This is a genomic window from Kribbella sp. NPDC023855 (assembly GCF_040639475.1).
GTDB lineage: Bacteria > Actinomycetota > Actinomycetes > Propionibacteriales > Kribbellaceae > Kribbella.
The window spans coordinates 532,583-552,394 of the sequence record NZ_JBFAAA010000003.1 but is presented as its reverse complement, the minus strand read 5'-3'; the positions used below and the strand labels follow the sequence as shown (position 1 = coordinate 552,394).

The 19,812-nt window shown below is 68.2% G+C and carries 15 protein-coding genes; 8 read left to right on the top strand and 7 right to left on the bottom strand.

Annotated elements, in window-relative coordinates:
• Positions 1-15: 15 nt before the first annotated feature.
• The 3 genes from AB0F51_RS13455 to AB0F51_RS13445 all read left to right on the top strand — a co-directional run bounded on the left by AB0F51_RS13455 (position 16) and on the right by AB0F51_RS13445 (position 3,562).
• Positions 16-1,344 (top strand): sugar ABC transporter substrate-binding protein, encoded by a 1,329-nt coding sequence (locus AB0F51_RS13455; protein WP_360278737.1) that lies wholly within the window; start codon positions 16-18, stop codon positions 1,342-1,344.
• A gap of 90 nt (positions 1,345-1,434) precedes the next feature.
• Positions 1,435-2,610, top strand: coding sequence for a Gfo/Idh/MocA family oxidoreductase (locus tag AB0F51_RS13450; protein ID WP_360278734.1), 1,176 nt, complete (start codon positions 1,435-1,437; stop codon positions 2,608-2,610).
• Positions 2,611-2,653: 43 nt separating this feature from the next.
• Entirely contained in the window at positions 2,654-3,562 is a 909-nt protein-coding gene (locus AB0F51_RS13445) for a PmoA family protein (protein ID WP_360278731.1), read from the top strand.
• 9 nt (positions 3,563-3,571) lie between these two features.
• Here the strand turns inward: AB0F51_RS13445 and AB0F51_RS13440 are convergent, their stop codons facing one another.
• The 3 genes from AB0F51_RS13440 to AB0F51_RS13430 form a co-directional block, all read right to left on the bottom strand.
• On the bottom strand, positions 3,572-4,450 hold the full coding sequence (locus AB0F51_RS13440) for a phosphotransferase (RefSeq protein WP_360278728.1): 879 nt from the start codon (positions 4,448-4,450) through the stop codon (positions 3,572-3,574).
• A 65-nt stretch (positions 4,451-4,515) separates the two neighbouring features.
• Positions 4,516-4,767, bottom strand: a complete 252-nt coding sequence (locus tag AB0F51_RS13435) for a hypothetical protein (protein WP_360278725.1) — start codon at positions 4,765-4,767, stop codon at positions 4,516-4,518.
• 77 nt (positions 4,768-4,844) lie between these two features.
• Complete coding sequence (locus AB0F51_RS13430) at positions 4,845-5,108, bottom strand: hypothetical protein (protein ID WP_360278722.1); 264 nt, start codon at positions 5,106-5,108, stop codon at positions 4,845-4,847.
• A 338-nt stretch (positions 5,109-5,446) separates the two neighbouring features.
• Between AB0F51_RS13430 and AB0F51_RS13425 the strand changes: the two genes are divergently transcribed.
• Entirely contained in the window at positions 5,447-7,123 is a 1,677-nt protein-coding gene (locus AB0F51_RS13425) for a hypothetical protein (protein ID WP_360278719.1), read from the top strand.
• A 73-nt stretch (positions 7,124-7,196) separates the two neighbouring features.
• Here the strand turns inward: AB0F51_RS13425 and AB0F51_RS13420 are convergent, their stop codons facing one another.
• On the bottom strand, positions 7,197-8,396 hold the full coding sequence (locus AB0F51_RS13420) for a cytochrome P450 (RefSeq protein ID WP_360278716.1): 1,200 nt from the start codon (positions 8,394-8,396) through the stop codon (positions 7,197-7,199).
• Positions 8,397-8,438: 42 nt separating this feature from the next.
• Positions 8,439-9,383, bottom strand: coding sequence for a helix-turn-helix domain-containing protein (locus AB0F51_RS13415; protein ID WP_360278714.1), 945 nt, complete (start codon positions 9,381-9,383; stop codon positions 8,439-8,441).
• Positions 9,384-9,455: 72 nt separating this feature from the next.
• Here AB0F51_RS13415 and AB0F51_RS13410 point away from each other — a divergent pair, with 72 nt between their 5' ends.
• Positions 9,456-10,055 (top strand): DJ-1/PfpI family protein, encoded by a 600-nt coding sequence (locus tag AB0F51_RS13410; RefSeq protein ID WP_360278711.1) that lies wholly within the window; start codon positions 9,456-9,458, stop codon positions 10,053-10,055.
• An 8-nt stretch (positions 10,056-10,063) separates the two neighbouring features.
• On the opposite strand, the gene AB0F51_RS13405 is transcribed toward AB0F51_RS13410, so the two are convergent.
• A complete protein-coding gene (locus AB0F51_RS13405; protein WP_360278708.1) occupies positions 10,064-11,137 on the bottom strand; it encodes an aldose epimerase family protein in 1,074 nt (357 codons plus the stop codon).
• 477 nt (positions 11,138-11,614) lie between these two features.
• On the opposite strand from AB0F51_RS13405, the gene AB0F51_RS13400 reads away from it, so the two are divergent.
• The 3 genes from AB0F51_RS13400 (at position 11,615) to AB0F51_RS13390 (ending at position 16,385) form a co-directional block, all read left to right on the top strand.
• Complete coding sequence (locus AB0F51_RS13400; RefSeq protein ID WP_360278705.1) at positions 11,615-12,214, top strand: cysteine hydrolase family protein; 600 nt, start codon at positions 11,615-11,617, stop codon at positions 12,212-12,214.
• A gap of 7 nt (positions 12,215-12,221) precedes the next feature.
• Complete coding sequence (locus AB0F51_RS13395; RefSeq protein WP_360278703.1) at positions 12,222-13,139, top strand: DJ-1/PfpI family protein; 918 nt, start codon at positions 12,222-12,224, stop codon at positions 13,137-13,139.
• Between the two features lie 1,104 nt (positions 13,140-14,243).
• Positions 14,244-16,385: an MMPL family transporter gene (locus tag AB0F51_RS13390; RefSeq protein ID WP_360278700.1), complete on the top strand. Its 2,142-nt coding sequence runs from the start codon at positions 14,244-14,246 to the stop codon at positions 16,383-16,385.
• Positions 16,386-16,432: 47 nt separating this feature from the next.
• On the opposite strand, the gene AB0F51_RS13385 is transcribed toward AB0F51_RS13390, so the two are convergent.
• On the bottom strand, positions 16,433-19,651 hold the full coding sequence (locus AB0F51_RS13385) for a glycoside hydrolase family 3 N-terminal domain-containing protein (protein WP_360278697.1): 3,219 nt from the start codon (positions 19,649-19,651) through the stop codon (positions 16,433-16,435).
• Positions 19,652-19,812: the final 161 nt, after the last annotated feature.

The following is a 19,812-nucleotide window of genomic DNA, read 5'->3' as shown; positions in this document are numbered from 1 at the left end:
CGAAAGGTACAAGTCATGAGGCCGTTCACCCGAACGAGGTCAACCAGGGGGCCACGCCGGCTGCGCGCCGTCGCTGCCGTCGCGATCGCCACCAGTCTGCTGGCCGCCAGTGCCTGTGGCGGCGACTCCGGCGGCGGCGCGAACGCCGACGGCGAGGTCACCCTCCGGTTCAACTGGTGGGGATCCGACACCCGGCACAAGATCACCCAGGACGTGATCGACGCGTTCCAGAAGGAGAACCCGAAGATCAAGATCAAGGGTGAGTACGGCGAATGGTCGGGCTACTGGGACAAGCTCGCCACCACGGTCGCCGCCAACGACGCGCCGGACGTCATCCAGATGGACGAGAAGTACCTGCGCGAGTACGCCAAACGCGGGGCATTGCTGGACCTGAAGAAGGCCGAAGGCCTGGACACGGGCAAGTTCGAGCCGGACACCTTGGGTGCCGGTGAGTTCGACGGTGGGCTGTACGGACTGAGCGCGGGCATCAACGCGTTCACGATCGTGGCGAACCCGGCGGTCTTCAAGGCGGCCGGAGTGCCGTTGCCCGACGACAAGACGTGGACCTGGGACCAGTACACCCAGCTCGCCGCGCAGATCACCACCAAGCTGAACGGCAAGGGCTGGGGCACCGGCGCGTACGGAACCAACGACGCGAGCCTGAACGTGTGGGCCCGCCAGCGTGGCGAGTCGTTGTTCACCAAGGACGGCAAGGTCGGCGTCACCCCGGAGGTGGTGACCGACTTCTACACCAACCTGCTGAAGATGCGCGACGCCAAGGCCACGCCGTCGGCGGAGTTCACCTCGCAGGACATGAACGCGCCGCTCGACCAGGGTGGGATGGCGACCGGCAAGCTGGCCATGAGCTACGCCTGGAGCAACCAGCTGAACGCCCTGAGCAAGGCTTCCGGTCAGGAGCTGAAGCTGCTCCGGCTGCCCAGCGTCAGCGGCAAGGCGACCGAGAACGGCTCGTACTACAAGGGCTCGATGTTCTGGTCGATCTCGTCGCGGTCCAAGCACCCCAAGGAGGCCGCGAAGTTCGTCAGCTACCTGGCGAACAGCACCGCCGCCGGTGACCTGTTGCTGGCCGAGCGCGGCGTACCGCCGAACACCGAGATCCGCGCCGCCGTCGGACCGAAGCTGAAGCCCGCCGACGCAGCGTCGCTGGCCTTCATCCAGGGCATCGCCAAGGAGCTCGGCGAGCCGTCCCCGCCGCCGCCGGTCGGTGGTGGGCAGGTGGAGAAGATCATCCAGCGCTACACCACCGAGGTGATGTTCGGGCGCCAGCAACCCGCGCAGGCGGCCAAGGCGTTCATCGACGAGCTCAACGGAGAACTGAAATAGCCTTTGCCGAGGGCAATGGCAGAACGTGAAGTTCGGTGCAACCCGTCGACGGATGCCGTCGGCGGGTTGCTGAACGACAGGAGAGATTCGGTGTCGGAAGTGCGGTCTGAGGAGACAGGCGGTTCAGGGCAGACCTCGGCGGACGCGCTGCCGCGGGTCGCGGTGGTCGGCATCCACGGGCACGGCGCAACGCACGTCAGCCACGCCGCCCAGCTTGCAGCCACCGGTCGCTGCCACTTCACCGCTGTCGCCGACCCCCGGCCGCCAACCGCCGAGCAACTGGCCATCAGCCCTGCTCCAGCCGTGTACGCCGATCTGGCGGAATTGCTCGCTGCCGAGCAGGTCGACGTGGTGGTCATCTGTACGCCGATCCACACGCACGTCCCGTTGGCCGAGCTGGCCCTGCGAGCGGGTGCGGACGTGTTGCTGGAGAAGCCGCCGACGCCTTCGCTGGAAGAGTTCGAGCGGTTGTCGGCGATCGTTGCCGAGACCGGGCGGATCTGCCAGATCGGGTTCCAGGCGCATGGCTCGGGTGCGGTCCGCGCGCTGGCGTCAATGGTTGCCGAGGGCACCTTGGGTGACATCCGGGGAATCGGTGCCTCGGGCACCTGGGTGCGGACCCAGGCCTACTGGCAACGCGCCAAGTGGGCCGGCCGCCGGACGCTCGACGGCGTCGCGGTGGTGGACGGAGCGGTGACGAACCCCTTCGCCCACTCGGTGGCCGCCGCCTTGCTGGTGGACGGTTCCGGTCGTGCCGACCAGGTGGAGTCGGTCGAGACCGAACTCTTCCACGCCAATCCGATCGAGGCCGACGACACCTCGACCGTTCGTATCCGCACCAAGCGCGGCACCACCATCCTCGCCGCCTTCACCCTCTGCGCCGTGGAGACCACACCGCCACTGGTGACGGTCTACGGCTCGAAGGGCCGCGCCGTACTGCGCTACAACCTCGACGAACTCGAGATCACGACCGCCGAGGGCACCACCACCACGCAGTACGGGCGGGATGAGCTGCTGGCCAATCTGCTCGATCACCGGCGCGACGGGGTGCCGTTGCTCGCACCGTTGGAGGGAACCGGGGGCTTCACCCGCGTGCTCGACGCGGTCCGGGCAGCGCCGCCGCCCGCGGCGATCCCCGCCGAGCTGGTGAGCTGGGAAGGGATCGGCGACGACCGTCATCCCGTCGTACGGGACGTGGAGAAGTGGATCGAGCAGGCGTCCGAGCGGCAGTCGCTGTTCAGCGAGCTCGGGGCGCCGTGGGCCTGAACCATCGAGAACCTGGCAACCAACAGAATCGGAGCTTCGACAGATGACGCAGCAGCTCGGTTGCAACCACGCCGTAGGCCGGTCGATCCAGGTCACGGCCGACGACCGCGAACTGTTCACCTACGTGTACCGCCCGACCGATCCGCAGCGGGAGTCGCCGCGGCCGTACTTGCACCCGATCCGCACGCTGGGCGGTGACCTGGTCTCGGTGTTCCGCCCGCACGACCATGTCTGGCACAAGGGCATGACCTGGTCGCTGCCGCACTTCGGGCACGAGAACTTCTGGGGCGGCCCGACGTTCTCGCGCGAGAACGGTTACCAGCAGCTCGACAACAACGGCTCGATGGACCACGACCGGATCGATGCGCTCGACGTGTCCGATGACCTGATTCGGTTCTCGCACCACCTGTCCTGGCACACGCAGGCCGGCGCGCACGTCGTCGACGAGCAGCGCACGCTGACCACCCGGCTGGCCGACGACGGCTGGGTGCTGGTCTACGAGACGGCGATGACGAACGTCTCCGGCGAGACGATCCAGATCGGCAGCCCGACAACGGCGGGTCGCCCGAACGCGGGGTACGGCGGCCTGTTCTGGCGCGGCCCGCGGTCCTTCACCGGCGGCACGGTGCTCGCACCACAAGGCCTCGGTGGCGACGAGCTCCGCGGCCAGCGCGCGCCCTGGATGGGCTTCTCCGGCAAGCACGACACCGTCGACCGCGCATCGACGCTGATCATCGTCGACGCCGCCGAGAACCCGAACCATCCGCCCGAGTGGTTCGTCCGCTCCGAAGACTTCGCCGCGGTGTGCCCCGCCCCGTTCTTCTCCGAAGAACTCCCCTTCGCCCCCGCCGAAACCCTCACCTTCCGCTACGCCACCCTGGTGGCCGACGAGTCCTCCGACAACACCCGCTCAGCCCACCTCGCCACCCAGGCGATGAAGGCGCTCACCTAGGCCTTCGCTTCACAGCAGCCGCCCGGCGGCCTCATGAAGCGCCGCAAGCTCCGCCTCCGCCCAGCCCTCACCGATCGACTCGGTGCCGCGGGTCAACGGCTTGTCAACCAAGTGGAAGTGAAGGTTGGCAAGCCGGCCCGCCACGGTGAGATAAGGGATCGCGGCGAGGTCGGAATCGGAGACCGGCCGGCGGCTCTGGTAGCCGGCGAGAAAGGCCGGCCAGTACGGCGTCGCCGCGACGCCGGTGAAGTCGGCGGCGCGGTAGCCGTCGCCCGACAGGTCGAAGTCGTACAGGGCGAGCCCGTCCGCGGTGACGAACACGTTGTCGAGACTGACATCCCCATGACAGATGCCCCGGGCAAGCACACCGGAGTACTGCGCAAGGTGGTTCCGTACTGCGCCCGCCAACTCCCGCAGCAGGTTTCCCTCCGCAGCCGGCTGACGGGGTAGGGCGCGTGGCGAGAAGTCGTCGGTGGCGTCGTGAAACGCGGCGATCAGTACGCCGAACGAGTGGTACAGCTCGTCGTCGAAGGGCGGCTGCGGCTTGCTCCCAGCGAGGTACGTCGACAACGTGTACGGCCGAGCCCCTTTGGCGGCCTCGAGCACCCCAACTTCGGAGCCATCGGCAAGCATCACCACCTCTGGCACTTGAAGCCCAGCCCTGGCCAGCTGTGCCGAAAGCCTCGTCTCCCAGAGGATTTCAGGCACTGTCCAGTGGTTGGCGCGATAGAGCTTGAGCACGTAGCGCGCGTCGGGAGCCGTCACCTCGTACACGTCGTTGACCAGCGACCGCAGCAACGTGCAGCGGGTGAACGGAACCCCGTAGACCTCAGCGAGCCGCCCGCGAAGGGCCTCTGGATCAGGTAGTGAACGCAGTGTTGGAAACACGTTCAGCAGGCTAGTGCGGACTGGGGAGCGCCGTGTCCTCGACGTTCCCCAGCCCGCGGTTCGGGTTAGCGGACCCAGAGGGTGTATTCGCCGCTGGGGCCGGCCAGGGTGCACTTCCATTCGTTGAAGCCTTCGCGGACGTACTGCTGGCCGGCGTCCTGGCAGCGGGGCTTGTTCGGGTAGGTGTGGATGACCTGCCAGCCGGGCACGGCTGAGGCGACGGTGGTGCCCGCGGTCTGCGCCGATGCTGCAGGGGCTAGTGCCAGCAAGCCGAGGGTGGCCAGGCCGGTGGTCGCGAGTGCTGCGGTGATGCGCATGAGCTGCTCCTTGAGGTAGTGCCGGGCGGACTGAGGGGGCGCCGCCCCCGGCGTCCCCTCAGTCCGGATCGGGGTGGTCAGCGAAGCCAGAGCCAGTACTCGCCGGTGGGGCCGGCCTGAGTGCACTTCCACTCGTTGAAGCCTTCGCGGACGTACTGCCGTCCGGCGTCGGCGCAGCGGCGGTAGTTCGGGTACTTCGCGATGGCCTGCCAGTCGGCCGCGGTCGACGCGACGGCGGTGGAGGTGACGGTGGTCGGCGCGGCCTGTGCCGCGGCCGGAGCGAGAGCGAGCAGGGTGAGGGTGGCCAGACCGGTGGTAACGATTCCTGCAGTGACACGCATGGGCGGCTCCTTGTCAGGGAATCGGCGTCTCGAGGACGCCGCTTGCCCGAAAGCTAGCGACGCCACCCCGCCGCTGACCGGGTTTTCGAACGAAATCGATCAGCACGGCCCGCAGTACTGCGCGAACTTCTCCCGTACTCCGGGCCCGCTCGTTTTCGCATTAGCAGGTGTGAAGGCGATGCTTGTGGGGGAGGTAGGGGTAGCGGTAGGAAATCGTTTCCGGTATCGCCTCCCCTGAAGGGCCCGGGAACCGGTAGCCTCATCCAGCCACCTGGGGAGGCATCGCAACCACCACCGACGAACTGCCGGAGAGCCCAAACCGGTCAGGAGACCACGTCTTGCAGGAGAACACCACCAGCACCAGTACTGGCGAGCTCGCCAACGTACCCCTCACGGGTGCTGACAAAGTCGCCTACGCTTTCTACGCCACCGCTGCCACCGCAGCCCTCGTCGGTCAGGTCTGGGCCGGCGTCACCCACATCCCCTGGCCGGATGAGGGGTTCTCGACGGCCCTCAAGATCGCGCTCGTCACGCCGGCCGTGGCCGTGATCGAGCTCGGTGGTGTGGCCACCGCTGCCCTGGCCGACCTGCGCCGTCGCAAGGGTGAGCAGGCCTACGCCTACCGGGCCATGTCGCTGTTCGCCGCGATCGTCGCGCTCGTCTTCAACGTGGTCGGCCACTGGCGGCCGGAGGAGCGCTTCCTGGCCTTCGGCTTCGGCGGCCTGTCCGCGTTCGCCTACGTGCTCTGGCTGATCCACAGCTCGGCGCGCCGCCGCGACGCGCTGCGCAAGGCCGGCCAGATGGCCACCACCGGACCCGTGTACGGCGTGGTCCAGTGGGTGCGCGAGCCCAAGGTCACCTGGCTGGCGCGGTCGATCGCCCTCGAGCACGGCCTCGGCCTGTACGAGAGCATCCGGGCCGCCCGGGTGCAGCTGCGCAACAACGCGCGCCGCGACGCGATCGCCGGAACCGTTGCCGAGTACATCCGTTCCGAGCACCAGGACGAGCGGCTGGCGAAGATCGCCGAGACGACGTACGACGCGGACCGGCTGGCCGGGATGCTCGAGGACCGGATCAACTACGAGGTGATCACCAACAAGCTGACGCTGGCGATCTCCCCGCCGCCGGACCCGGAGCCGGCCAAGGAGGAGCACGCCGATCTGCGCGCCGCGGTCTGGGTGGTCGAGGGCACGACTCCGCCGCCGGTGCAGCACATCCCCGTCCAGCAGCTGCCTGCCCAGCAGGGCCGGCCCTCGGGTGGCGTGCCGCTGCGCGACGACGAGCAGTGGGGCGAGGCGATGACCGGTGAGTTGATGGCGGTCGACTACCTGCCCTACGACCGTAGTACGGACGAAGCGCACGACGCCGAGGTTGTCGAGGAGGCCGCTGCTGCCGAGGCCGCAGCCCAGGCGGCCGCTGCTCAGCAGCCAGTGGTGGCCAAGCCGCGTCCGGAGTCGCCGTTCGTCCAGCACGCGGCCGACGAGAAGCCGCCGGCCGTCGACCAGCACGTGGTCAAGCCGAAGCGCACGACGCCGAAACCTGCCGCCACCAAGCCGACCGGCACGACCAGCACGGCCTCCGCTGCGAAGAAGAAGACGGTCGTGCGCAACACCGTGCCGCAGTCCGTCGCGCCGGTACCGGCGGTCGAGGAGCCGGTCGTTGCCACCCCGGAGCCCGTGATCACCGAGCCCGTCATCGCCGAGCCGGTCAAGCCTGCCGTCAAGGTCGAGGAGCCGGCCGTTGTCGCTCGCGAGTTCACCGCGCGGGCCGCGTCGGCGTCGTCGCGTCCGGCCCCGCGGCCGAAGGCGTCGAACGGCAGCGGGAGCGATCTGGACAAGAAGCGGATGCGCGCCTGGGCGTTGCTGTCCGACTGGCCCGAGGACCGTCCGCGCACCGCGGCGACCCTCGCCTCCGCGATCGCCTCGTCCGAGGCGGACGCCGAGCGGCTGCTCGCGGAGTACGACAAGGAGCACGGCACCAGCAACCTCACCCTGGTCGCCAACGCGCAGAACTGATTCACCGACCAAGGGCGGTCACCGGTACGCCGGTGGCCGCCCTTCGCCGTGTCAGCCCAGGTTGCCCGCCGTGTCAGCCCAGGTTGACCGGAAGCTCGGCCAGGCCGCTGACCAGCACGCGGCGCCACTTGAGTTCCTCAGCGGGTTTGGCGAGGCTCATCTTCGGGAAGCGCCGCAGCAGTGCCAGCAGCGACTCCTGCAGCTCGATCCGCGCGAGCTGCGCGCCGAGACAGAAGTGTGGTCCGAAGCCGAACGACAGTTGCTTGTTGTCCTGGCGGTCGAGCTGCAACTCGTCCGGGTTCTCGAACTGGCGCGGATCACGGTTCGCGGAGTTCAGCGCGGCCATCACCCCTTCACCCGCCTTGATCTGTACGCCGTGCAGCTCGACGTCCTCGAGCGCCACCCGCAACTGACCCACCTCGCTGAAGCGGTTGAAGCGCAACAGTTCCTCGACCGCCGACGGCACCAGCTCGTGGTTCTCGACCAGCCGGGCCCAGTTCTCCGGCCAGCGCAGCAGCGTCGCGACACAGCTGGAGATCTGGTTCGCCGACGTCTCGTGTCCGGCGACCAGCAGGTTGACGCCGAACGAGATCAGCTCCTCGTGACTGAGCCGGTCGCCTTCCTCCCGAGCCCGGACCAGTTCGTCCAGCAGGTCCTCGGCCGGCTTGGCGCTGTCGGCGAGCTTGCGGGTGACGAGTGCGTCGATGTACGCCGTCAGGTCGGTCATCGCCTGCTCGACGCGATCCTTCTCCGCCATCCGCATGCTGTAGCCGAGTTCGGTCCACTCGCGGAACTGCTCGCGATCGGCGTACGGGACACCGAGCAGTTGGCAGATCACCTGGATCGGCAACGGCAGTGCGACGAGCTCGCGGATGTCCGCGCCGTCACCGGCTTTGGCGACGTCCTCGGCCAGCTGCGCCGACAAGTCCGCGACCCAGGGCCGGGTCCGCTCGATCCTGCGGTGCGCGAATGTCGACGACACCAGCTTGCGCAGCCGGGTGTGCTCGGGCGGGTCGGTCGTGGTGAGGCTGTTCGGCATCGGCTTGGCCAGTGCGACTCGCGGCGCACCTTGCTTCACCACCGCGGCCCGCGAGAACCGTGGATCGGCGAGCACCAGCCGCACGTCGTCGTACCGGGTCACCAACCAGACCTCGGCCCCGGCCAGCGTCCGCACGCGCGCGACCGGCCGCTGCTCCCGCAACTCGGCGAACGTCGGCGAGGGATCGAACTGGAACGCGTCGTCGAACGGGATGTCAAGCACCGGCTCCGTCATACCCCGACCCTATGCGGGTTAGGTAACCCTTCGCTCGTTCGCTCAGCGGGTCGAGAAGGTTCTCCGGTACGCCGTGGGCGTCGTGGCCAGCGCCTTGGTGAAGTGCTGGCGGAGAAGGAGCGGACTGCCGAAGCCGCTGGCCGTCGCGATCTGGTCGATGGTGAGGTCGGTGGTCTCCAGGAGTTCCTGGGCGCGGTTGACCCGCAGGCGGATCAGCCATTGGAGCGGCGTGCTGCCGGTCTGCGCGCGGAACTGGCGGCTCAGGGTGCGGGTGCTCATCGAGGCCTGTGCGGCGATCGAGGCGAGCGTCAGCGGTTCGGTCAGGTGGTCCTGCATCCACCGCATCACGGGCTCCAGCGAACCGTCGCCGGCGATCGCAGGTGCGGTCAGGAACTGCGCTTGGCCGCCGTCGCGATGCGGCGCCATCACGAGTCGCCGTGCGACGTTGGCGGCGACTGCGGATCCGTAGTCCCGCCGGACCAGATGCAGACAGAGATCGAGACCCGCGGTCACTCCGGCGGACGTCAGCAAGTCGCCGTCGTCGAGGTACAGCACGTCGGTGGCGACCTCGACCAGCGGATAGCGGCGCGTCAACTCCTCCGCGTGCGCCCAGTGCGTCGCGGCCGGACGCCCGTCGAGCAACCCGGCCGCCGCCAACGTGAACGCCCCGGTGCACACCGAAGCAATCCGCACACCCCGCCGATGCGCTTCCCGAACCAGCTCGACCACCTCACCCGACGCCTCGTACGACGCCGGCACGATCAGGGTGTCAGCCTCCAACGCGTCGTCGAACCCGTACGGCGCTTGCGCACGGAGGATCTCCAGCCGATGCGCGCGGATCGTAGTACCGGCTGAACTACCGCACACCCGTACGTCGTACAGCGGCTCGTTGGTGATGGGGTCATGGGCGGCCGCGAACACCTGACAGGCCCCGGCCAACTCGAGTCCGACGGCTCCCTCGATGGCGAGCACGGCAACGATGCGCATGGCTTGAATCTAACCAGGATGGTCCTTCAAGCCACTCTGATGATTCCGCCGACGAGGGCAGGCTCGGTGGTCATGCGGATCGATGTGTTGATGTTCGAGGGCGTGGCCGAGGTCGATGCCTTGGCGACTTATGCGGTGTTTGCGAACGCCCGGAGCCGAGGGCTGGAGGTCGAACCGCGGCTGGTGACGGCGGACGGGGCTCGCGAGGTGACGGGTTGCTATGGGACGAAGTTCGCGGACCTGGAGCGGTGGGATCCTTCGTCGGCGCGGGTGCTGGCGGTGTCCGGCGGGTGGATCCTGGAGGAGATCGAACGTGGCGTCATCCCCAGACAATTGGCCGAGGCGAAGGCTGCCGGCGGTGACCAACTGATCCTCGCCGGCATCGACTCGGGGTCTTTACTCCTGGGGGCGGCAGGGCTGATCAACGGCCGGCCGGCCACCACCCATCGAGCCGACTATGGGCGCCTGGCGGAGTGGGCCGAGGTCATCGACGCCCGGATCGTCGACGACGGCGACCTGGTCACCTGCGGAAGCGGCTGGCTGGCCGGCATCGACCTCGCCTACTGGCTCCTGGAACGCGAACTGGACGGCGCCGCGACCGAGGTCGTAGCGCTGGAGCAATGGACCGGCCGGGATCGCCAAGGCACCGTGTGGAGACGGTCCTTGCTGTAGGCAACCAACTACTGGGTGCTGAACGTGTAGGTGGTAGTGGAGGTGTAGGTCTCGCCGGGGTTCAGGGTGGTGCTGGGGAAGGCCGGCTGGTTGGGGGAGTCGGGGAAGTGCTGGGTTTCGAAGGCGAAGGCATCGCCTTGGCGGTAGGTCTTGGTCCCGATGCCCGCGAAGGTGCCGTCGAGGAAGTTGCCGCTGTAGAACTGGGCGCCGGGTTCGGTGGTGTGGACGGTGAGTTGGCGGCCGTTCTCCGGCTCCCAGAACCGGGCGGCGAAGCGCAGGCCGTCGTCGCCGGGCTCGCCCAGGACGAAGTTGTGGTCGTAGCCGCTGCCGAACAGGAGCTGGGGATGCGCGTCCCGGATCCGCGCGCCGATCGGCGTCGGCGTGCTGAAGTCGAACGGCGTACCGGCGACCGGTGCGAGTTCGCCGGTCGGGATGAGCCCGGCATCGACCGGCGTGTACTGCGCGGCATTCAGCTCCAGCACATGACCTTCGACCGACCCCGAGCCCTCACCGGCGAGATTGAAGTAGGTGTGGTTCGTCAGGTTGACCACGGTCGGCTTGCCGGTCACGGTCGCGTGGTAGTCGATCCGCAGGCTGTCCTGCAGGTCCAGCGTGTAGGTGACCGTGCTGGTCAACTCACCCGGAAACCCCATCTCGCCATCCGGGCTGACATACCTGAAAACCACTCCCACGGTCGACGAGGTCTCGACGGGCTCAGCACTCCAAACGACCTTGTCGAAGCCGGCCGGTCCACCGTGCAGAGCGTTGTCGCCGTCGTTCACCGGCACCTGGTAGCTCTGCCCGTCCAGCGTGAACTGCCCCTTGGCGATCCGGTTCCCGAACCGGCCGATGGTGGCACCGAAGTACGGGCTGTGTGCCGCGTAGTCGGGCAGGTTGCCGAACCCGAGACTGATGTTCTCGGTCCGACCGTTCCGGTCGGGCGTCTCGATCCGCTGAATGGTCGCACCCCAGGTCAACATCGAGATGGTGACCCGTCCATTGGTAAACGTGTAAACGTCCACCGGCACGCCGTCAGGAGTACTACCGAACCCATCCTTGCGGATCCCCACCTGTAAACCCATAACCCCGACCCTATCCGCCCCACCGCCGCCCCTCGCACCAGCAGCCGCCAGCTGGAATCGTCCTGCGAACAACGGCTCGGTGTATCGCACCCACCCGTACTCGCGTTCCGAGCCGGCGCGTCTTGCCCACCCGAACCTCCGGTGAGGCAAGGCGCATGAGTAGCTGGCTCGTGTCACGTGGCACTGGCCGCTATGTTGCGACCGCCCGACCGCCCGACCGCCCGACCGCCCGACCGCCCGACCGCCCGACCGCCCGACCGCGTCTCGGGTCGATGTGGGCGGCGGACGAGTGGGTGCGCAGTCGACCGTTGCGGGTTCTGTGCCGGTGTGCGCTCAGCGCGCAGAGGTTCGGGTGGGTGCAACGCGCCGGCCCGCGACACGGGTACGGGTGGGGAGATGTATCTGTGACCGGATCGGTCCGGTGTGGGCCTGGATGGGGCCTTACCGGCTAGCTACCGGAGCGCCGACGATGGACGCATGACTCAGACTGCTTTGCTTGTGATCGACGTTCAGGAATCTTTCCGCACTCGGGAGAACTGGAGTGCTGTGAACCACCCCGACATCGCCGACCGGGTGAACCAGCTCGTCCATGGCGCCCGTGCGAACGGTGACCTGGTCGTCTGGGTGCTGCACTCCGAACCCGGTACCGGCGGTGCGTTCGACCCGGCCAACGGACACGTCCGCTTCATCGAGGGACTCGAGCCGGCCGACGGCGAACCGGTACTGACGAAGACCGCGCACAACGCTTTCACCACCACCAATCTGCAGCAGTTGCTCACCCAGCACGGCGTCCGCGAGCTCGTGATCAGCGGCATCCGGACCGAGCAGTGCTGCGAGACGACCGCCCGCGTCGCATCGGATCTCGGGTACGACGTCGTGTTCGTCACCGAGGCCACCGCGACGACTCCGCTGCCGCACTGGACGATGCCCGCCGACGCGACGCTGGCCGAAGTACTGGCCGATCCGCGCACGTTGTCGCCGGAGACGATCACCGAGCGCACGGAGTACGCGTTGGCCGGCCGGTTCGCCACCATCCGGACACTGGACGAGGTGGCGCCCGCGGTCATGGCATCCTGACCGGATCATGCCGATCCGAGTCGTCTTCTTCCTGCTGCCGAAACTGCACCTGCTGGACCTTGCCGGTCCGGCCCAGGTGTTCTCGACCGCGAACGACCTCGGGTACGGCTACGAGTTGACGTACGTCGCGGAGAGCCCGGAGATCCTGACCGCGCAGGGCGTGCCGGTCCGGGCGCGGCTGGAGTGGCCGGAGCTCGGGCCGGCCGACCTCATCGTCGTACCGGGCTGGCGGTCGCCGCGGCTGACGCCGACGCCGCAGATCACCGCGGCGACCAAGCAGCGGCTGCGGGCTCATCATGCGGGCGGCGGTTCGGTCGCCAGCGTGTGTTCGGGTGCTGACGCGCTCGGCGCGGCCGGCCTGCTGGACGGCCGCCGCTACACCACTCACCACGACCTCACCGATGAGCTCGCCGCGCGCTACCCGAAGGCGAACATCGTCCGCGACGTCCTGTACGTCGTCGACGACCGCGTGATCACCTCGGCCGGAATCGCCAGCGGGATCGACCTGGCACTCCACCTGGTCGCCACCGCCCGGGGTGCCGAGGCGGCCGCGCGGGTGGCGCGCGAGATGGTCGTCTACGCGCGCCGCAACGGCGACGAACTGCAGGACAGCGTGATGCTCCGCCATCGTGGCCACCTCAGCGACCTCGCCCACCGCGTCCAGGACGTCATCGACAGCCGGTACGCCGAACCGCTGCGGCTGGCTGAGCTCGCTGCCAGTGTGGGCGTCAGCGAACGGACGCTGACCCGCATCTTCACCCAGGCAACAGGGCTGACGCCTTTGCGGTACCAGCAACTGCTCCGGCTGGAGCGGGCCGAGCACCTGATCGGTCACGGCGCGACCGTCGAGGCGGCGGCCCGCGCCGTCGGCTTCGAAGACGCCCGCATGCTCCGCCGCCTCCGCGCCCGAGCCCTCGCCAGCTAACCCCACCACCCACCGCCCCGTGGCGCCGGGCGCCACCCGGCGGTGCCTGGATGCTGACGGGTGCCGGCCCTCCGTTACGGCGACTCCTGCTGGTGGTCCGGTTGCCGTGGCTTCCGCGCCGGTCGTGGGCCTCGTGGCGCTGGGCGCCACCTCGGCGGTGCCCGGATGCTGACGGGTGATGGCTGTTGATGGGTGGGGGCTGCTTGGGGTTGTTCTGCGGGTTGAGTTCGTAGCGGTGCTGCGGCTCTCGCGCCCGTCGGCCTCGTGGCGCTGGGCGCCACCTCGGCGGTGTCCGGATGCTGACGGGTGCTGGCTGTTGATGGGTGGGGCTGCTTGGGGTTGTTCTGCGCGGGCGGGTGTCGTAGGTGTGCTGCAGCTCCTGCGCCGGTCGTCGGTCTCGTGGCGCTGGGCGCCACCTCGGCTGTGCCCGGATGCTGACGGGTGTTGGTCGTTGATGGGTGGGGCTGCTTGGGGTCGTTCTGCGGGTTGAGTTCGTAGCGGTGCTGCGGCTCTCGCGCCCGTCGGCCTCGTGGCGCTGGGCGCCACCTCGGCGGTGCCCGGACGCTGACGGGTGCCGGCCCTCTGTTGCGGCGACTCCTGTTGGTGGACGGGGTGGCATGGTTGTGCGGTTGGTGCTTTGCGATAGGTCAGCGGCTAGGTGGGTAGGGCGCAACCCCGGTCGGCGATGGCTCGCGCGCGGCATCTCGGTGAGGGGAATCGGGATGGTGCCGAGCGGCGGCGGACGCGCGAGCTGCGAGCTCCAGCCGCGTGACATGCGGGGTCAACACCTTGGGGCGTGACACGACATCAGAGTGGTGCGATGCGCAGCGCCACTCGGGTTGTCTGCTCGGCGCTGCACGCGCCCAGTGGTTCGGGTGGGGGCGAAACGCCCGCCCGCAAGGTGAGTACGGGTGGGGTCGAGAGTCCGCCCGCAAGGTGAGTTCGGGTGGAGTCGGAAGCCCGCCCGCAGGGTGAGTGCCGGCGGGGGTAGACCTAGCACCCCTGTCGTCCGGGGGCTGACACTCCTGAGATCTTTCGCTGCTGGCGTCAGGCTCGAACTCGACCGGGCAGGGCGCCCGTGCGGGGACGGCGAGAGGTAACAGGATGAACAGGGGATCGGTGACGGTGCGCGTCGCGCGCTGGAGTGCAACCCATCCAGGACGGGCGATCGGCCTCTGGCTGATGCTCGTCGTTGTCGCGGTCGGCTTGATGATCGCGGTTCCGAAACAACAGACCAAGGCAGAGGACACCTGGATCGGCCAGTCCGGCACCGCCTCCGAGCTGATCCGTGAGGCCGGTCTCGAGAACAAGCCGTCCGAGACGGTCCTGCTGACCGACCCTGACGGCCCGCTGGACAAGGCCGCCGCCACCGCGGCGTTCACCCAGCTGCAGCAGAAGATGAAAGCGATCGATGCCGTCGCCGAGGTCGGTCAGCCGATCTGGGCGGCCAACGGCAAGGCCGCGCTGCTGCCGGTGTCGTTGAAGGGCAACGTCGACGACGCCGCCGACAACGTCGACAAGTTGCAGGCGGCAACCAAAGAGGTGCAGCAGGCCAACCCGTCGCTGACGATCGAGCAGGCTGGTAGTGCCTCGATGAACGCGGGGATCTGGAAGCAGGTCGGCTCCGACCTGGCCCGGGCCGAGAAGATCAGCCTGCCGCTGACCTTCGCGTTGATGCTGCTCGCCTTCGGTGCGCTGATCGCAGCCGGAATTCCAGTCCTGCTGGCGTTCTCCGCGGTCGGCGCTGCACTCGGCTTCTACGCGCCGCTGTCGTACCTGTTCCCCGACGGCGGATCGGTCGCGAACGTAGTATTGCTGATCGGTATGGCCGTCGGCGTGGACTACTCGCTGTTCTACCTGAAGCGTGAGCGCGAGGAACGGCGACGCGGGCATGGCACGGTGGACGCTGTCGAGATCGCCGCGGCCACCTCGGGACACTCGGTGGTTGTCTCCGGCCTTGCCGTGATCGTGTCGATGGCAGGGCTGTACATCGCGAAGGACCCGGTTTTCTCGTCGATGGCGACAGCGACGATCGTGGTGGTCGCGGTGGCGGTGCTCGGTTCGCTCACCGTGCTGCCGGCCCTGCTCGCCAAGCTGGGTCACCGCGTCGACCGTCCGCGGGTACCGCTGTTGTGGCGGCTCAACCGGCGGATCGGCCCGGGTGGCATCAGCCGCCGCATCCTGGCCCCCGTACTGCGCTTCCCGAAGGTCGCGCTGGTCGGCTCGGCCGTCGTGGTGGTGGCGCTCGTCGTACCGGCGCTCGGGATGAAGACGGAGCCGGGCGGGTTGAGCACGTTGCCGCAGAGCATTCCCGAGGTTCGCACGATGAACGCACTGCAGCAGAACTTCCCCTCCCAGGGCATGGCGTACGACGTGGTCGCGAAGGGCGACGGCGCGGTCGCCGGGCTGACCAAGCTGCGGCAGGCCGCGGTGGACAGCAAGGAGTTCGTGGTGACTCCGGGCAGCGAGATCCGGGAGGCGGGCGGGACCGCAGTACTGACTGTTGTGTCGGTGCGGCCAGACACGAGTGAGAATGCCAGGGCGGCGCTGGAACGCCTGAGGAATGACCTGGTTCCGCAGGCGTTGAACGGGACGACCTGGGCGGTCGGTGGCGAGACGGCGCAGTCGGTTGACTACGGGCAGCACCAGCGGGACCAGTTGCCTTACGTCATCGCCTTCGTGCTCATCCTGACGCTGCTGATGATGGCCTTCACATTCCGCAGCCTGGCGATCGCACTCGTCACGACGCTGCTGAACCTGGCCTCCGTGGGAGCCTGCTTCGGCGTACTGGCGCTGGTCTTCCAGCACACCTGGGCCGAAGGGCTGCTGGACTTCACCTCACCGGGCTTCGTGGTGTCGTGGATCCCGGTCTTCCTGTTCGTCATCCTGGTCGGGTTGTCGATGGACTACCACGTGTTCGTCCTCAGCCGGATCCGCGAAGGCGTCCAAGCGGGGCTCTCGGCGCAGGAGGCGGTCCGCAAGGGCGTAGTCGAGTCGGCCGGAGTGGTGACCAGCGCGGCCGCCGTGATGGTGTCGGTGTTCGCGGTCTTCGCTTCGCTCGGGATGATCGAGATGAAGCAGATGGGTGTCGGCCTGGCGGTCGCAGTCCTGATCGACGCCACCCTGGTCCGCATCGTGATCCTGCCGTCGATCATGGTCCTGCTGGGACGCAAGGCCTGGTGGCCGAACAAGCTGTCCGCCCAGCAGCCTGTTGTTGCCGATGAGCGAGAGCTCGTCACGGTCTGATCTGCCAGAGGGCCGGCGAGGTGCAACTCGCCGGCCCTCGGGCTTTGCTACTTGAGTTTGTACGCCGCGGTCAGCTTGGCGATCGCGGCACCGAGCTCACCGCTGAGAGCCAGGTGCTCCGCATCGGCGGTGAGCTTCGACGTCGCCTCGTCGAGGTTCTGGCCGATCTGGTCCTGGGCGATCCAGCGGGCCGCGGCGACAACAGCGTCGCCGTCGCCGAACGAGTCCACCTTCGAACGCTGCAGGTACTTACCCGCCTGGCTCAGCGCTGTCAGCGCAGATGTTGCCTGCGGCCCCGACCAGTCCTTCACCCGGAGCACCAGGTCGAGGTAGATGATCGAGGCAAGCACATTCGGATCGAGCGCACCCTTGCGAACCAGCGAGTTCTTTGCATCGAGCAACTGCTTGCGAGCCGCCGCCTGACTGGTCAGACCCCAGCCGAACGGGTACTGCGGGTCGTACGCCGCGTCGCCGACGTTGATCGGCTGCTGCTCGACCGACTTCGCCCAGGTCACCGGGAGCCGACCGGTGAAAGGCTTCTTGCCGAACAAGACGTCCGCGACGCCGGCCCCCTCGGTGCCGGGCAGCCAGGACGCGACCAGTGCGTTGATCTTGCCGAGTTGGTCGGCGATCACCGGCGGACGCCCGGAGACGACCAGGACGACACACTTCATCGCCGCGCACACCTTGTCCACCGCGGCCTTGTCGGCGGCGTTCAGAGCCAGTGTGTGACCGTTGTTGCCGACGTCGCCGATGCCCTCGGCGTACGGCTTCTCGCCGACCACGACGACACCTACGTCATGTCCCTCCAGCGGAGCGGAGGCGTCCTGGCTGAACGTCGTCGTCGGTGCGACCTGCTTGATCCCGTCGAGGATCGTCGTACCGGTGGTGGTGTTGCCAGAGGCACCTTGCCAGGTGATGCTCCAGCCGCCCATCTGGTTGCCGAGGTCGTTGGCGTTGCTGCCGGCAACGTAGACCTTCGCGGTCGGTGCCAACGGCAACAGGTTGCCGTCGTTCTTCAGCAGCACCTGCGACTTGGCCGCGGCCTCCCGGCCGATCGCCCGGTGGGCCGCCGAACCGACACTGGTCAGCTTGCTCGGATCGGCGTACGGGCGCTCGAACAAGCCGAGCTTGAACTTCTCGGTCAGGATCCGGCTGACCGCGTCGTCCACCCGAGCCTGCGGGACGCGACCCGCGGTGACCTCGTCGGTCAGCCCCTGGGTGAAGCCCTGGTAGTTGGTCGGCACCATGATCATGTCGAGCCCGGCGTTGATCGAGGTCCGGATGTCACTCGGGTAGTCGCCGGGCAACTGGTCGATCGCCTGCCAGTCGCTGATCACGAAACCCTTGAAGCCCATCTTCTGTTTGAGCACGCCGTTGATCAACGCGGCATTGCCGTGCATCTTCAGCGGGCCCTGGTCGTCACCGATGATGTCGACGCTCGAGTACGACGGCATCACGGTGCCGACGCCGAGGTCGACCGCTGTCTTGAACGGCGCGAGATGGATGTCCTCGAGCTGCTGCTGAGTGACCTCGGTGACGCCCTGGTCGATCTTGTAGCTGCCGGTCGTCGACGACCCGTACGTCGTACCGCCGTCGCCGACGTAGTGCTTGGCGCTGGCGAGCACGTGGTTGTTCTGGGCGAGCTGGCTGCCGTCGGCCTTGCCCTGCATGCCGGTGACGACACTGGCCATCAACTTCACCAGCGCGGGATCCTCGGAGAAGCCCTCGTACGCGCGGCCCCAACGGTCGTCACGGACCACGCAGACGCACGGCGCGAAGTCCCACGGAACGCCGGTGGCACGGACCTCGGTCGCTGTCACCTCGCCGGCCTTCTTCGAGAGCTCCGGGTCGTGGGTGGCGCCCATGCCGATGTTGTGCGGCAGGATCGTCGCGCCGACCACGTTGTTGTGACCGTGCACCGCGTCGACGCCGTAGATCAGCGGCACCTGCAACCGGGTCGCCTGCGCGTTCAGCTGGAAGCTGTCGATCATCGCGGCCCAGCCGGCCGGGGTGTTCGGCGTCGGCACCGAACCGCCACCGGACAGCAGCGATCCGAGCGCGTACGTCGCGATGTCGCTCTTCGACCGCAGCGCGTTCCGCTCGGCCTGGGTCATCTGGCCGGCCTTCTCGGCCAGCGTCATCCGGGCCAGCAGGTCCTTCACCCGGAGGTTCACCGGGAGCTTGCTGTTCAGGTACGGGAGGTCGTGCGCGTTGATGACCACCTGCGGTGTGACGGTCGGTGCCTTCGCGCCGGTCACGGTGAGTTCCAGCGGAATGGTCTCCGCGACCTCGGCGGTCTTGTCCTTCAAGGTGACGACCTGGACGACCTGGGACGCACCGGACGCAGTACCGGCTGGAAAGGTGAAGGTGCCGGAGACCGGTTGGTAGTCGCTCGAACCGGCGGTTCCGGCACCTGTGCGGTACTCGATGGTGACCGGCTCCTCCAGCGGCGTGCTGCCGGTGGTGGCGACCGTGAGCTTCACCTGCGCGGTGTTGCCCTCCTTGACCGGGTAGACACCGGCGTCCGTGACGACGCTCGCCTTCAGGGCCGGGTCGGCCTTGCCGAAGACCTCGACCTGGTCGATGGCGAACTCACCAGGAGCCCCACCCGGCATGGTGAACGCGTAGCCCCACATCTGGGTCAGGTTGAGGATCTGGTCGATGCCACCGACCGGCTGGTAGTCGCCGCGATAGACGAGCTCGCTGAACGGGATCTCGACCAGGTGCCAGCCCTGCCAGTCGTCGGTGAAACTCGTGTTCCACAGTTCGGAGGCTTCGGCGTTCGCGCCGCCGTCCTTGATCTCGAAGAAGATCCGCTTGCCGGAGCCGGGCGGCAACGGCGCGGTGTTCTGCCCGTACCACCAGAACCGGATGCCCTTGTGCGTCGACCAGTTGCCCGGGTTCTGGTCGAACGTGACGTCGTGACTGAACCCGCCCCAGCCGCTGATGTTGTAGCTGCCGTGCAGCACCTTCTCGCCGGCCGGTGCGTCGGCGCGCGCCTGGAACTCCATCGTGGGCGGATCGTCGGCGTCACTGCCCCAGCCGAAGATGCCGGGGTTCGGCGGCGAGGCGAACGCCTCCGCCCCCTCGAACGCGGCCAGCATGATCGGCGCCGGCTCGTCGGCGGCCGCCTGCGCGGCCGCCCCGAGCGGCAGGAGGCCGGTCACCAGGGCGGCGACCGTGATGAGAGTCGTACGCCGGCTGGGCGCGCGGAAATTGGGCGCTGGGAATCTGGACGGGCGGGATCCAGGCCACCTGGGCATGGGCGACTCCTCGAGTTCGGGCGCGAGCCTCACGCTCGCGTCGGCCCGACTCTCAGCCCTCCCGAGCGCCGGGTCAAGACCCTGCCGGTTCCGGAACTAGAGCGCTCTCACACCGCAGTCTGCCGTGAGCCCCTCCCCACGTGCGGGCTCACGGCAGACGC

Coding starts and splice junctions, on each gene's coding strand:
- AB0F51_RS13455 (WP_360278737.1), top strand. CDS start 16: ATGAGGCCGTTCACCCGAACGAGGTCAACCAGGGGGCCACGCCGGCTG.
- AB0F51_RS13445 (WP_360278731.1), top strand. CDS start 2,654: ATGACGCAGCAGCTCGGTTGCAACCACGCCGTAGGCCGGTCGATCCAG.
- AB0F51_RS13435 (WP_360278725.1), bottom strand. CDS start 4,767: ATGCGCATCACCGCAGCACTCGCGACCACCGGCCTGGCCACCCTCGGC.
- AB0F51_RS13430 (WP_360278722.1), bottom strand. CDS start 5,108: ATGCGTGTCACTGCAGGAATCGTTACCACCGGTCTGGCCACCCTCACC.
- AB0F51_RS13420 (WP_360278716.1), bottom strand. CDS start 8,396: ATGACGGAGCCGGTGCTTGACATCCCGTTCGACGACGCGTTCCAGTTC.
- AB0F51_RS13415 (WP_360278714.1), bottom strand. CDS start 9,383: ATGCGCATCGTTGCCGTGCTCGCCATCGAGGGAGCCGTCGGACTCGAG.
- AB0F51_RS13410 (WP_360278711.1), top strand. CDS start 9,456: ATGCGGATCGATGTGTTGATGTTCGAGGGCGTGGCCGAGGTCGATGCC.
- AB0F51_RS13405 (WP_360278708.1), bottom strand. CDS start 11,137: ATGGGTTTACAGGTGGGGATCCGCAAGGATGGGTTCGGTAGTACTCCT.
- AB0F51_RS13400 (WP_360278705.1), top strand. CDS start 11,615: ATGACTCAGACTGCTTTGCTTGTGATCGACGTTCAGGAATCTTTCCGC.
- AB0F51_RS13395 (WP_360278703.1), top strand. CDS start 12,222: ATGCCGATCCGAGTCGTCTTCTTCCTGCTGCCGAAACTGCACCTGCTG.
- AB0F51_RS13390 (WP_360278700.1), top strand. CDS start 14,244: ATGAACAGGGGATCGGTGACGGTGCGCGTCGCGCGCTGGAGTGCAACC.
- AB0F51_RS13385 (WP_360278697.1), bottom strand. CDS start 19,651: ATGCCCAGGTGGCCTGGATCCCGCCCGTCCAGATTCCCAGCGCCCAAT.